This is a genomic window from Amycolatopsis sp. AA4 (assembly GCF_002796545.1).
Classification (GTDB): domain Bacteria; phylum Actinomycetota; class Actinomycetes; order Mycobacteriales; family Pseudonocardiaceae; genus Amycolatopsis.
In genome coordinates this window covers 1,203,503-1,218,914 of the sequence record NZ_CP024894.1, presented here as the reverse complement: position 1 = coordinate 1,218,914, position 15,412 = coordinate 1,203,503, and the positions used below count along the sequence as shown (strand labels likewise).

Here is a 15,412-nt window from a genome sequence, read left to right as displayed (position 1 = left end):
GGATCAGATCGGCAAACCCGCTGTGGAATCGAGCCAATACCGTTTGCGTTCGAACGCGTACGTCGGCAGATCGGGAACAGCAGGACCACCCGTCACAGTGGTCCAGTCCACTTGCAGACCACCTGCGTGCGCGATCGCCAGGGCTTTGAGCAGGGCGCGGACCGCGGTCGTGTTCTTGCCCAGCACCGGAATGAAGGTCATCGACGGGTCGGCGGGGTCGAAATGCTGCCCCAGGTCGAGAACCGCGTGCACATTCCGCTCGCGAAGGGTGGCAACGGCATCCTCCAGTCGGCAGGCGCCGTTGCGGTACTCGGACCAATACTCAGCAGTAGCCAACTCGTCGCCGGTGGCGATTTTGCCGGTCACGGTGGAGATGAGCGGGAAGCGCGGGGCGGCGGGAGCGGATGCGGTCCGAGTGCCGGTGGCGACCAGTTCGCAAGCCTCAGTGAGCGGGACCATTCCGGCGATGTACGCGGCAGTCACCTCGCCGATCCCCTGGCCGAACACGTAATCGGGCCGGACTCCCCATTCCGCGAGCAATCCGAACAAGGCTGTTTCCCGGGCAAATGCCGCGGAACGCGCGTATTCGGCGTAATCCGCCTCGGCGCCTTGGAGCAGGAGATCGCGGAGCGGACGGTCCAGACGGCGGTCGAGGGCGGCGCAGACCCGGTCCAGTTCCGCGGCATATGCCGGGAAAGCGCGGTAGAGCTCGCGAGTGGAAAGACCCGCTGCACCGTCGGAGAAAGCGATCGCGGTCGCGCCGCCGGCGGTTCCCAGGACGACGTTTTCTGTCGACAGTCCATCCGCGAGGTCTCGGGTGGCGCTCAGGAGCTCTTCCCGGTTCCGTCCGAGGAGCACCGCGCGGTGTTTGAACGCCGCCCGGGTCGTGGCCAGTGCGTGCGCGACCTCTGCGGTGCCCGCGTCCCGCGCGTGCTGGTGGAGGAGGCGAGCTTGTCCGCGCAGGGCCTCGGGGGTGCGGGCGGAGATCAGCCACGGCAGGTCGTCGGTCAGGGCATTCGAGTCGGGCGCGGCCGAGGGGCTGGCTTGTTCGATGATCACGTGCGCGTTGGTGCCGCTGACTCCGAAGGACGACACGCCCGCCCGCCGGGGGCGTTCGTCGTCGGGCCAGCGCACCGGTTCGGTGAGCACGGAGACGGCGCCGGACGACCAGTCCACCCGAGGCGTCGGCTGGTCGACGTGCAGGGTCCGGGGCAGCACGCCGTGCTGCATCGCCATGATCATTTTGATCACCCCGGCCACCCCTGCCGCGCTCTGGGTGTGCCCGATGTTGGACTTGACCGAGCCCAGCCAGAGCGGACGGCCCGCGGGACGCTGACCGTAGGTCGCGAGGAGCGCGTTGGCCTCGATCGGGTCGCCGAGGCTGGTCCCGCTGCCGTGCGCTTCGACGGCGTCGACGTCGGCGGGCGACAAGCCCGAACTGGCGAGCGCCTGGCGGATCACGCGTTCTTGCGCCCGGCCGCTCGGTGCGCGGAGGCCGTTGCTGGCGCCGTCCTGGTTTATCGCGCTTCCGCGAATCACGGCCAGCACTGGGTGGCCCTCGCGCCGAGCGTCGGAGAGCCGTTCCAGCAGCAACAGGCCCGCGCCCTCGGCGAAGCCGGTGCCGTCGGCGGAGGCTGCGAACGCCTTGCAGCGGCCGTCGGGCGACAAGCCGCGTTGTCTGCTGAACGCCACGTACGTCGCGGGCGTCGACATCACCGCTACCCCGCCGGCCAGTGCCATCGAGCAGTCGCCCTGCCGAATCGCCTGGCACGCCCAGTGCAGCGCCACGAGCGACGAAGAACAGGCGGTGTCGATGCTGATCGCCGGTCCCTCGAAGCCGAACGTGTAGGCGACTCGGCCGGAGGCGACGCTGCCGGAACTTCCGGTGCTCAGGTAGCCCTCGAGACCGCCCGGATCGGCCATGAGGCGCGCCCCGTAGTCGTTGTACATGACCCCCGCGAAGACGCCGGTGTCGCTGCCGCGCAGCCGCGCCGGGTCGATTCCGGCGCGTTCCAGCGCTTCCCAGGTGAGTTCCAGCAGGAGCCGCTGCTGCGGGTCGGTGGCGAGGGCCTCGATCTCCTTCATCCCGAAGAAATCCGCGTCGAACTGGTCCGCGTCTCGGAGGAAGCCGCCCTCGGCGGTGTACGACGTGCCCGGGCGAGTCCGGTCGGGGTCGTACAGCGAGGCCAGGTCCCAGCCGCGGTCGGTGGGGAAGCCGCTGATCGCGTCCGTCCCTTCGGCGACGATCTGCCACAGGTCCTCTGGCGAGGTCACTCCGCCCGGATACCGGCAGCTCATCGCGACGATCGCGATGTCGTCGCCGCTGGCGGCCGGGGTCGTGGTGAGCGGGACCGCGGCCGGGCCGGTCGCGCCGGTCAGCATGGTGCGGACGTGCCCGGCGAGTGCCTCCGGCGTCGGGTGGTCGAAGACGAGGGTCGTCGGCAACGTGACGTCGGTGGCGGCGGTCAAGCGATTGCGCAGTTCGACGGCCATCAGCGAGTCGAAGCCGAGTTCGCTGAAGGCGCGGCCGGCCTCGATCGCCGACGCGTCGTCGTAGCCGAGCACGGTGGCGGCTTCGGTGCGCACCAGGGCGAGGACCGACCGGTACTGCTCGGTCTCCGGCAGTCCGGCCAGCCTCTTGCCCGGCGAAGACGGCGCGTGGTTCCGCTGGATCCGGTCGCGGACGAGGTCGCGCAGCATCGGCACGACGGAGCCGTTGGCGGTGCGCAGGGCTGCCTGGTCGATCGGCGCGGCCACCAGCGCCGCCGCCTCGTGGCGGACGGCCAGGTCGAACAGGGCCAGACCGGCGTCCTCGCTCAGCGGGGCGATGCCCATCCGCGACAGCCGGGCGCGGTCCGTTTCGCCGAGCCCTCCCGCCATGCCGCTCGCGCCGTCCCACAGGCCCCACGCCACGGAGGTGCCGCTGAGGCCGAGCGAACGCCGGTGCTCGGCCAGTGCGTCCAGGAACGTGTTGGCCGCGGCGTAGTTCGCCTGGCCCGCGGTGCCGACGTATCCGGCGACCGAGGAGAACAGCACGAACATCGACAGGTCCAGGTGTGCGGTGAGCCGGTGCAGGTGCCACGCGGCGTCGACCTTGGGCCGCAGGACGGCGTCCACGCGTTCCGGAGTGAGCGAGGCCAGCACCCCGTCGTCGAGAACTCCCGCGGTGTGGACCACGGCGGTCAGCGGGTTTTCCGGCGGCACGGTCGCGAGCAGGTCGGCGAGCGCGTCCGGGTCCGCCGTGTCGCAGCGGACTATCCGGGCCTCGGCACCGAGAGCCTTGAGCCCGGTCTCCAGCGCGGCCGCTCCCGGTGCCGCGGGGCCTTGCCTGCTGGCCAGGAGGACGTGCCGGGCTCCGTATCGGGTCACGAGGTGGCGGGCGACGAGCGAGCCGAGCGCACCGGTGCCTCCGGTGACGAGCACCGTTCCGTTCGAGTCCGGTTCGCGGACGTCGCCGCGGCCCGGTTCGGCGGTGCGGACCAGCCGGGCCGCGGTCGCGACGCCTTGGCGGATCGCCAGCTGGGGTTCGCCGCCCGCCACCGCGCCGGCGAGGGCTTGCCACGAGCGCACGTCGTCGTCGAGGTCGGCGAGCACGAGCCGTCCCGGATGCTCGGTCTGGGCGCTGCGAACCAGCCCCCACACGGCCGCCTGCGGCAGGTTCGCCAGTTCCTCGTCGGCCTTCGCGCGGACCGCGCCGGACGTGACGACCACCAGCTTCGCGTTGGAGAGTTCCGGATCGGCGAGCCACTCGTTCAGCAGGCCGAGCACGGCGTGCACGGCGGCGCTCGTCGCACCGGGCACGTCTCCGCTGCCTTCGCGGCACGGCACCACGACGAACTCCGGCACCGGGCTGCCGTTCCGGAGGACTTCGCGCAGCGCGGCCAGGTCGAGGTAGGGCTCCGCCGCCAGCCCGTCGGGCTTGTCGCCGAGCACCGCGCCGGTGACCGCCGGGTGGCCCGCCGCGGTTGGCCGCCACGCCATCCGCAACAGCGACCGCGACGCCGGGGCGGTGCGGATCGGCCTGAGCCGCAGTTCGCCGACGGAACCGACCGGCATGCCCTGATCGTCGGCGAGCACCAGTCGCACCGTTTGCTCACCGGACCGCGACAGTGCGACGCGCAGATTCGTCGCGTCGGTGCGGGTCAATGTCGTATCGCGCCAGGAAAACGGCACGACGGGCGCGCTGCCGGAGCGCTCGGACACGAACACGGTGTGCAGCGCGGAGTCCAGCAAAGCCGGGTGCACGGCGAACCCGTCGTCCTCGGCTTGCTTGGGCAGCCGAACTTCCGCGAAGATCTCATCGCCTCGTCGCCACGCGGCGGTGAGGCCGCGGAACAGCTCGCCGTAGTCGTAACCGTTGTCTGCCAACCCGTCGTAAAGCTCGGTGACGTCGACCTCGCTCGCGCCGGGCGGCGGCCAGGCGGACAGGTCTTCGTGCCCGGCGTGCTCTCCCGCGGCGAGGACGCCGGTGGCGTGCCGGGTCCACGGCTCGCCGGAGTCGGCCGATCCGGGCTGGGCGTGGAAACCGATCTCGCGCCTGCCCTCCTCGTCCGCCTCCCCGATCGTCAGCTGGAGCCGGACGTCGCCCTCGGCGGGCAGGACGAGGGGCTCTTCCACAGTCAGTTCCCGCAGCTGCGCGGCACCGGTCAAGCTGCCGGCGCGCAACGCCAGTTCGGCGAAAACGGTGCTGGGCACGAGGGTTTTTCCGCCGACCGTGTGCTGGGCGAGCCAAGGCTGGGCCGATCGGGACAGCCGTCCGGTCAGCACCCGGCCGCCCGCGGCCAGCGGCACGGCTGTCGTGAGCAGCGGGTGGCCGGTCGCGTGCTGGCCTATCGCCGACGGTTCGCCCGAGACCGCGGGCGCGTCGAGCCAGTAAGACCGGCGCTGGAACGGGTAGGTGGGCAAGGACGTGCGGCGGGCGCCGGTGGTCGCGAAGAAGGCTGGCCAGTCGATCGCGATTCCGCGGACGTGCAAGTCGCCGAGCGCGGCAGCCACCGTCTCCGTTTCGGATCGCTTGCCGGTCGAGGTGAACAGGAACGCGGCGTCGGGAGCCGTTTCGCGGCCGAGCGCGGTCAGCACGGGTTCCGGGCCGATCTCGACAAACGTGGTGACACCCGCGCGCTCCAACGTTTTGACGCCGTCGTGGAAGCGCACCCCCTCCCGGACGTGCCGCACCCAGTACGCGGGCGTCGCGATGTCGTCCGTGACCAGCTCGCCGGTCGTGTTGGAAACCACGGGAATCCTGGGCTGGGCATAGGAAAGGCCCTGCGCGACGCGGTGGAAGTCCTCGAGCATGTCTTCCATCAGCGCCGAGTGGAACGCGTGGCTGACGTTCAGCGGCTTGGTCCGCTGGCCGCGCTCCCGGAAGGCCGCGGCGACTTCCGCGACCTCCTGCTTCGCGCCCGAGACGACGATCGCCCGCGGGCCGTTCACCGCCGCGACGGACACGGCGGGCCCCAGCAGCGGCAGGACCTCGGCCTCTTCCGCTTCGATCGCGACCATGGCTCCGTTCGCGGGCAGATTCTGCATGAGCGCGCCGCGCGCCGCGACGAGCGCGGTGGCGTCCTCGACGGTCAGCACCCCGGCGACGTGTGCGGCGACCAGTTCACCGAGCGAATGGCCGATCAGGTGGTCCGGGGCCAGTCCCCAGTGCTCGAACAACCGGTACAGGGAGACCTCGAAGGCGAACAACGCGGGCTGCGCGTAGCCGGTCTGGTCGAGCGCGGCGGGGTCGGAGATCAGCTCGCGCAGCGGACGGTCCAGGTGCGCGTCGAAGTGCGCGCAGAGTTCGTCGAACGCGGCGGCGAAAACCGGGAAGGCCTCGTAGAGCTGCTGTCCCATTCCCGGCCGTTGAGCGCCCTGTCCGGTGAACATGACCGCGGTCCGGCCGTGGGGGCGCGTCGTCGTCTCCGTGTTCGCGAGTACGGTGAGCCGTTTCCGGAGCTGGTCGTGGTCGTTCGCGACGACGACGGCGTGGTACTCGTGGACGTTTCGAGTGGTGGCAAGGGAAAACGCAACGTCGGCCAGGTGGTGGTCCGGGGTCAGGTGGCCGAGGAGGGTTTCGGCCTGTGCTCGTAACGCCGGAGCCGTTCGCGCGCTCAGTACGAACGGCAGCGGATACGCGGGGGCGGGCCTTTCCGGTGCTTCCGGCTCCGTCAGGGCTTGATCGAGAATGAGATGGGCATTGGTGCCGCTGATTCCGAACGACGACACCGCGGCGCGCCTCGGCCCCTCGCTCTCCCAGTCGACCTTCTCGGTCAGGAGCTGCACCGAACCCGTGCTCCAGTCGACGTGCGGGCTCGGCTCGTCCACGTGCAAGGTCTTCGGCAACACGCCGTGTCGCATCGCGAGGACGGCCTTGATCACCCCGCCGACGCCAGCTGCTGCTTGGGTATGCCCGATGTTCGATTTCAGCGAACCCAGCCACAATGGACGGTCCCGCTCTTGCCCGTAGGTCGCGAGGATCGCGTTGGCCTCGATCGGATCGCCCAGCTTCGTGCCCGTGCCGTGCGCTTCCACGACGTCAACGTCCACAGAGGACAAACCAGCCTCCGCAAGGGCCTGCCGGATCACGCGCTCCTGCGACGGACCACTCGGCGCGGTGAGGCCATTGCTCGCCCCGTCGTGGTTGACGGCGCTCCCCCGCACTACGGCCAGCACATCATGGCCGTTGCGGCGCGCGTCGGACAGCCGCTCCAGCACGAGCAACCCGGCGCCTTCGCCGAATGCTGTGCCGTCGGCGGCAGCGGCGAACGACTTGCACCGGCCGTCCGGAGACAGTCCCCGCTGCCGACTGAACTCCACGAACGTGGCGGGCGTGGCCATCACGGTCACGCCGCCCGCCAGCGCAAGCGAACACTCCCCGCGCCGCAATGCCTGCGCCGCAAGGTGAATCGCCACCAGCGACGACGAACACGCCGTGTCCACCGTGAGTGCCGGGCCGTGCCAGCCGAACGTGTAGGAGATCCGGCCGGACGCGACACTCGTGTGACTGCCGTTGCCGAGCTGGCCTTCGAGATCCTCGGGAACCTTCGGCAGCCGCGAGCGGTAGTCGCCGTACATCACCCCGGTGAACACGCCGGTGTCGCTGCCGCGCAAGGACTTCGGTGCGATCCCCGCGCGTTCCAGCGATTCCCAGGCTACTTCGAGCAGGAGCCGCTGCTGTGGGTCCATCGCCAGCGCCTCGCGGGGGCTGATCCCGAAGAACTCCGCGTCGAACTCGTCCGCGTCATACAGGAAACCCCCTTCTCGCGCGTACGACCGGCCTGCGCGGGCGGGATCCGGGTCGAACAAACCGGCCAGGTCCCAGCCGCGGTTCTCGGGGAAACTCCCCACCGCGTCGCGGCCCGCCGCCACCAGGTCCCACAGTTCCTCCGGCGAGGTCACCCCGCCCGGATATCGGCAGCTCATCCCCACGATCGCGATCGCGTCCTCGTCCGCCGGGACACTCGGGGCGACCGCCACGGGCGTGACGTCGCGGTCACCGAGTTCAGCGCGCAGGTGCGCCGCCAATTCGGCCGGAGTCGGATAGTCGAACACCAGGGTGCTCGCGAGCCGAACCCCGGTTGCCGCGACGAGCCGGTTGCGCAGCTCCAGTCCGATCAGGGAGTCGACGCCCAGGTCTTTGAACGTGCGGTCGGGGGCGATCGCGTCGCCGCTCCCGTGTCCGAGCACGGCGGCCGCCTCGGTCATGACGACGGACCGGCAGATCTCGTCTTGTTCCCGTTCGGACCGTCCGGCCAGCAATTCGGCGAGCGCGACCGGGGCCTGGCCCGCCCGCCGCTCCGGGCGGCGGAACAGCTCGCCGAAGACCACCGGCAGCTCGTCCGTGCGTGCCTGCCGACGCAAGGAAGCCGTGTCCAGTGCCGCCGCAACGGCGACCGGTTCGCCGATGCCGAGGATCTCGTCGAACAGGGCGAGACCGTCCTCGGCACGCAACGGCGCGATGCCGCGCCGACCCATCCGCGCGATGTCGAGTTCGGCCATGGCACCGGTCATCCCGCTCGCGTCGGCCCACAGGCCCCAGGCGATCGAAACGGCGGGCAAGCCCTCGCTCGCGCGGCGGACGGCGAGCCCGTCCAGGAAACCGTTGGCCGCGGCGTAGTTCGCCTGCCCCGGGCCGCCGACGGTGGCGACGACCGACGAGAACAGAACGAACGCGGCCAGGTCGTGGTCCCGCGTGAGCTCGTGCAGGTTCCAGGCGGCGGTGGCCTTCGGTCGCAGGACCGTGTCGAGGCGGTGCTCCGACAGGGACAACAGGATTCCGTCGTCCAGGACCCCGGCGGCGTGCACGACCGCGGTGAGCGGATGGGCCGAGGGAACGTCTGCCAGAACCTTCGCCAATGCGTCGCGGTCGGCCGCGTCGCAGGCCTTGATCGTGACGTCCGCGCCGAGTGCGGTCAGCTCGGCCTGCAGTTCGGGGGCGGTGCCCCGGCGGCTGAGCAGCAGGAGGTGGCGGATCCCGTGCCGGGCCACGAGGTGGCGGGCCAGCAATCCGCCGAGCGTGCCGGTGCCGCCGGTGACGAGAACGGTGCCATGGGGATCGAGCTGGCGACTGGTTCCGGCGGCCGGGGCGAGCCGCGGTACGCGGAGTTCCCCGTCGCGCACCGCCAGTTGCGGCTCGCCGGAGGCCAGCGCCCCGGTCAGGTCGGCGGTGCCGGAGTCGCGGTCGAGCAGGACGAATCGGCCGGGGTTTTCGGCTTGCGCGGATCGCACGAGGCCCCAGACCGCCGCACCGGCCAGGTCGACGTCCCGGTCTGCGTCCGAAGTGGACACTGCGCCCTCGGTGACGACGGCCAGCTTGCCGCCGGTCTGGTCTTCGGCCAGGAAGGCCTGCAGCCGTTCGAGAACGCACGTGGTCGCCGCCGCGACGCTTTGCCCACGCTCGCAGACGAATACCGCATCCGGTGCCTCGGCGCGGCGATCCGTGGCGGCCAGCACCGGCCACGTCATCCGCAGCAGCCTCCTGCTGTCTTCCGCGAGCAGGCTGGGCGAAAACGGCCGCAGCGCCAGGGAACCGACTTCGGCCACGAGCTGGCCTTCGTCGTCGGTCATGACCAGGCGAACGGTGCCAGCACCGACAGGAGTGCTGTGCACGCGCAGCTTCGCCGCCGGTACTCCGGTGAAGCGGACATCGCGCCACGCGTAGGGAAGAACTGGCTCGTCCATGCCGAGGACCACCGCGTGCAGGGCCGCGTCGGTGAGCGCCGGGTGTACGCCGGAACCGATGCTGTCGGCCGGGGTCTCCACCTCGGCGAAGATCTCGTCGCCGCGTCGCCAGGCCGCGCGCAGGCCCTGGAAGGCGGGGCCGTAGTCGTATCCGCTGTCGGCGAGGCGGTCGTACACCCCGTCGAGGTTCATCCGCTCCGCCCCGCGCGGCGGCCAGTCCATAGTGGACACTGCGTCGGCACCGCCGCTGGCCAGCGTTCCGACCGCGTGCACCTGCCTGCCGTCGGAGGATTCGGCGTACACCGTCACCGGGCGTCGGCCGCCGTCGACGGCACCGACCAGGACCTGCAGCCGGACGCCGTCCTCGCCGGAAAGCGGCAGCGGCGCGGGCAGGGTCAGCTCGGCAATCCGGTCGCAGCCGACGTGGCGTCCCGCTTCGAGCACCAGGTCCACGAACGCCGTCCCCGGCACCAGGACCGTGCCGAACACCATGTGGTCGGCCACCCACGGGACGGACCGCGTCGACAGCTTCCCGGTGCAGACGACGCCGTCGCCGTCCCCGAGTTCGACCACTGCGCCCAGCATCGGGTGTTCCGCGGGCGAAAGCCCGAGCGAGGAAGGGTCGGCGTCGCGTCCGGCGTCCAGCCAGAACCGCTCGTGTTGGAAGGCGTAGGTCGGCAGGTCGACCCGCTTAGCGGCCGGGTCGAGCGCGGCAGTCCAGTCGACCGGGAGGCCGTGGCCGTAAGCCTGGCCGAGGGACTCGAAGAACCGGTCGAGGCCGCCGTCGTCGCGACGCAGCGAGCCGAGGACCGTCGCGGCCGCGCCCGCCGCCTCGGCGGTTTCGTGCAGCGCCGAGGCCAGCACCGGATGCGGGCCGCATTCGATGAACGTCGTGTGCCCGGTTTCGAGCAACAGCCGTGTCGTGCGTTCGAACTCGACGGTGCCGCGCAGGTTGCGGTACCAGTAATCGGCATCCAGGCTGGTGGTGTCCAGCACGGACGCGGTCGCCGTCGAGTAGAACGGGATCCGCGAGGCGGAGGGCTGCGTGCCGTCGAGCACGGTGGCCAGCTCCGCCTCGATCTCCTCGACCATCGCGGAATGCGAGGCGTAGTCGACCGCGATCCGCCGGGCCTGCACGCCGTCGCGTTCGCAGGCGACGAGGAACTCGTCGACCGCCTCCGCCGGACCGGCCACGACCGTCGACAATGGACCGTTGACGACCGCGACCTGCAGCGCCCCGCCCGCGGCGGCCAGCCGCTCCCGCACGGCGGCCGCGGCCAGCTGGACCGACGCCATGCCGCCCCGTCCGCCGAGCGCGACCAGCGCCCGGCTGCGCAGTGCCACGATCTTGGCGGCGTCGGAAAGACTGAGCGCCCCGGCGATGTACGCGGCGGCGATTTCTCCCTGGGAGTGCCCGACCACGGCCGCGGGATGGACGCCGAACGCGCGCCACAGTTCGGCGAGCGAGACCATCACCGCGAAGAGCGCCGGCTGGATGACGTCGACCCGGTCCAGAGACGGCGCGTCCGCCCGCTGGTGCAGGACGTCGGTCAGCTTCCAGGCCACGAACGGATCGAGCGCCCGCTCGCAGGCCTCGATCGACGCGGCGAACACCGGGGACGCCGACAGGAGTTCCCGCGCCATGCCCGCCCACTGCGTGCCCTGGCCGGGGAACACGAACACGACCTTGCCGCTGGCCGGAACTGCCCCGGCCGCGTTTTCCCCGCGCGCGAGAGCGGTGAGCCGTTCCCGGAGCTGGTCATGGTCCTCCGCGACGAGAACCGCGCGCCGCGGGTGCGAGGTTCGGGTGGTAGCCAGCGAGAAGGCGAGGTCGGCGAGGTTGTCGTCAGGGGTGAGCCGGTCGAGCAACCGCTCGGCCTGCGCCCGCAACGCGGAGTCGGCGCGCGCGCTCAGCACGAACGGCAACGGGTGCGCCGGGGCGGGCGTTTCCGGTGCTTCCGGTTCCGTCGGGGCCTGTTCGAGAACGAGATGCGCGTTGGTGCCGCTGATTCCGAACGACGACACCGCCGCCCGTCGCGGGCCCTCGCTCTCCCACTCCACCGGCTCGGTCAGCAGCTTTACCGAACCCGCGCTCCAGTTCACGTGCGGACTCGGCGCGTCGACATGCAACGTCTTCGGCAGGACCCCGTGCCGCATCGCCAGCACGGACTTGATCACCCCGCCCACGCCCGCGGCCGCCTGCGCGTGCCCGATGTTCGACTTCAGCGAACCAAGCCACAACGGACGGTCCCGTTCCTGGCCGTAGGTCGCCAGAATCGCGTTAGCTTCGATCGGATCGCCCAGCGTCGTGCCGGTGCCGTGCGCCTCCACGACGTCAACGTCCACAAAGGACAATCCGGCATCCGCGAGGGCATCCCGGATGACCCGTTCCTGTGCCCGGCCGCTCGGCGCGGTCAAGCCATTGCTGGCTCCGTCGTGGTTGATCGCGCTCCCCCGCACCACAGCCAACACGTGGTGGCCGTTGCGCCGCGCGTCCGACAGTCGTTCCAGCGCAAGGATTCCCGCGCCCTCCGCCCAGGCCGTCCCGTCCGCGGCCGCGGCAAACGGTTTGCACCGGCCGTCCGGGGCCAGTCCGCGCTGCTTGCTGAACTCCACGAACATCCCCGGCGTGGCCAGCACGGTCACGCCGCCCGCCAGTGCCAGCGAACACTCGCCGCGCCGCAACGCTTGTGTCGCAAGGTGAATCGCCACCAGCGACGACGAGCACGCCGTGTCCACCGTCAGCGCCGGGCCGTGCAGCCCCAGTGCGTAGGCAATGCGGCCGGAGGCGACGCTCGTGGTCCCACCGGTGAGCGCGAATCCGTCCGAACCCGCGGAAAGCCCCGGGCCGTACTCCTGAGCGGTCGCCCCGACGAACACTCCGGTGCGGCTTTCGGCCAGCGAAGCGGGGTCGATCCCGGCGCGTTCCAACGTCTCCCAGGCGACCTCCAACAGCAGCCGCTGCTGCGGATCCATCGCCAGCGCCTCGCGCGGGCTGATCCCGAAGAATTCCGCGTCGAACTCGTCCGCGTCCGGCAGGAAACCCCCTTCCCGCACGTACGACCGGCCCGCCCGGCCCGGGTCCGGATCGAACAATCCGCCCAGATCCCAGCCCCGGTTCACCGGAAAACCGCCTATCGCGTCGCGGCCCTCCGCCACCAGGTCCCACAGCTCCCCCGGCGAGTTCACCCCGCCCGGGAACCGGCAGCCCATCCCGACGATCGCGATCGCGTCGTCGTGCACCGGGACACTCGGGGCGGCTACTACGGGCACTGCCGTGTCCTGACCGCCGCGCAGGTGCCGGGCCAGGGCGTCCGGGGTCGGGTGGTTGTAGAGCACGGTCGCGTCGAGCGGCGAACCGGTCAGCTCGACGAGCCGGTCACGCAATTCCAGCAGGCCGAGGGAGTCGAACCCGAGGTCCTTGAACGCGGCCGCCGGGTCCACCGCGTCCCCAGGCGCCAAGCCCAGGACCGCGCGCACCGCCGTACGGACCACGTCGAGCAGGTCGCGGTCCGGGTTTGCCTGCGGGACAAGCGTTTCGGTGGCAGTTTCGACCGATTCGCCCACCCAGTACCGCTGTCGCTGGAACTGGTAGGTCGGCAGTTCGAGCCGAGAGGTCCCGAGCAGCCGCGTCCAGTCCAGCGCGAGACCGTGCACGTGCAGCCGTGCCAGAGCGAGGCTGACCGCCGTGCTTTCGTCCAGATGCCGGCGCACTGCCGGGACGAACATCGCTTTCCCGTCCGCAGCGGCCCGACCGGCGACGCTGAGCACACTGTCCGGGCCGAGTTCGACGAACGTATTCGTGCCGGAGGCCAGCAGACCGCGAACGCCGTCGTGGAACCGCACCGCGCGTCGCGCGTGCTGCACCCAGTACTCCGGGGAAGTCAGGTCGCTGCCCGCGGCTAGCTCTCCGCTCAGGTTCGACACGACCGGGATGCGCGGCGGCGCGTACTGGACCTCGGCAGCCGCCACCCGGAGGTCGTCCAGGATGGCGTCCATGTGCGGCGAGTGGAAGGCACGGGTCACCCGAAGCCGCTTCGTCCGGTGCCCGCGCTGTTCGAGCGCCGTTGCGAGCGCGGCGACGGCGTCGTCGTCTCCGGCAACAACGGTCGCAGCTGGACCGTTGACCGCAGCGATGTTCATCTCGGCTTCGCGGCCGAGGAGCAACGGCCGCACCTCGTCCACGCTCGCCGAGACCGAGAGCATCGTGCCCCGGGCAGGCAGCGCGTACATCAAATGCCCGCGTGCGGCGACGAGTGCGCAGGCGTCCGTCAGCCCGAACACTCCGGCGACGTGCGCAGCGGCCAGTTCGCCGATCGAGTGCCCCAGCAGCACCGCGGGACGCACGCCCCAGTGCTCGAACAACCGGAACAGCGCGACCTCGAAGGCGAACAGCGCGGCCTGGGCGTAGTGCGTCTCGTCGAGCAGCGCCGCGTCAGGCGTTCCCTCGTCAGCGAACATCAGCGTCCGCAGCCGCCGGTCGAAGTACTGGTCGAAATGCCCGCAGATCTCGTCAAGGGCTTCCGCGAACACCGGATAGGTCTGGGCGAGCCGCTTGCCCATCCCCGGCCGTTGCGAACCCTGGCCGGTGAACAGGAACGCGGGCGCGCCCGGTTCGACGGCGGTGCCGACGACCAGGGAGCCCGGACGCTCGCCCGACTCGAGCGCGGCGAGTCCAGCGCGCAGGTCGTCGCGGCCGGAGCCGACGATCACCGCGCGGTGGGCGAAATGGGTGCGGGTGGTCGCCAGCGCGCGGGCGACCTCGATTTCGTCGGTGTCCTCGGAAATGGCTTCGTTCAGCGCCCGAGCCTGTGCCCGCAGCGCGGCTTCGTCCCGGCCCGACACCAGCCACCACGCCGGTGCCTCGCCGCGTTCCGCTGGTGCTTCGGGAGCCGAGGCTGGTGCTTCGGCGAGCACGACGTGGCAGTTCGTCCCGCCCATTCCGAACGAACTCACCCCGGCGACCAGCCGCCGGTCCGGCCGCGGCCACGGCCCGGTCGCCCGTCGCACGGAGAGGTTGAGCGCGGCCAGCGGGAGGTCCGGGTTCGGCCGCTCGAAGTTCAGGCTCGCGGGCAGCACCCGGTGCCGGATCGCCAGCACGGTCTTGATCAGGCCGACGATCCCGGCGGCGCCTTCGAGGTGCCCGACGTTGGTCTTGGCCGATCCGACCTCGATCGGTTCGTCCCGCCCCTCGCCCAGTGCCGCACCGAGCGCCGCCGCCTCGATCGGATCGCCGCGTCGCGTCCCGGTGCCGTGCAACTCCACGTACTGCACCGCGGCGGGATCGTGGCCCGCTCGCGCGTGCGCCGCGCGGATGACGTCCCGCTGAGCGTCGGCGCTCGGCACGACGAGAGCCTCGGTCTCGCCGTCGTTGTTGACCGCGCTGCCGGAAATCACGGCGTGGATCCGGTCGCCGTCCGCGAGGGCCCGCGCGAGCGGCTTGAGCACCACCAGCCCGCCGCCCTCGCCGCGCACGTAGCCGTTGGCCCGTTCGTCGAAGGTGAAGCACTGGTGATCCGGCGACAGGGCGCCGAACTCGGCCACCGCTGCCGTCGTCTCCGGCGCGAGGTTCAGATTCACGCCGCCGGCGAGCGCGAGCGTGCTCGCCCCGCTGCGGAGGCTTTCGCAGGCGAGGTGCACCGCCACCAGCGACGACGACTGGGCGGTGTCGACGGTCATGCTGATCCCGCGCGCGCCCAGCAGGTACGAAACCCGGTTGGCGAGCATGCCCCGCTGCGTGCCGGCGAGCGTGTGCCGGGTCGTCGCGCGTTCGCCGAGCCCGTGGGTGATCGCGGCGTAGTCGTCGCCGATCGCGCCGACGACGACGCTCAGGTCGGTGCCGTGCAGAGCGCGCGGCACGATCCCCGCGTTCTCCAGCGCTTCCCACGCCAGTTCGAGCACGAGCCGCTGCCGCGGGTCCATCGCCGCCGCCTCGCGCGGCGAGATGCCGAAGAACGCCGGGTCGAAAGTGTCGACGGCGTCGAGGAAGCCGCCCCGGGCCAGCCCCGGCTCCCGGCCGGGCGGCGGATCGGCGATCGCATTCCCGCCGTCGCGCAGCAGCCGCCACAAAGCCGCCGGATCGGGAGCCTGGGGCAGCCGGCACGACATTCCGATCACCGCGACTTCGCCCGCGGCATTTTCCAGGGTCGTCACACGCACTCCGAATCCTCCGGGCAGTCTTCGGAGCCGACCCTAGTAATATCTTCTTAGCACCCGCTAAAACGCGACTAATCGGCTTTGCCTA

1 protein-coding gene is annotated in these 15,412 nt (G+C 71.2%); it reads right to left on the bottom strand.

The window, feature by feature from the left end:
• Positions 1–3: 3 nt before the first annotated feature.
• Positions 4–15,327 carry a type I polyketide synthase gene (locus CU254_RS05900; protein ID WP_158687994.1) on the bottom strand — a complete coding sequence of 5,108 codons (15,324 nt, stop codon included), beginning with the start codon at positions 15,325–15,327 and terminating at the stop codon, positions 4–6.
• Positions 15,328–15,412: the final 85 nt, after the last annotated feature.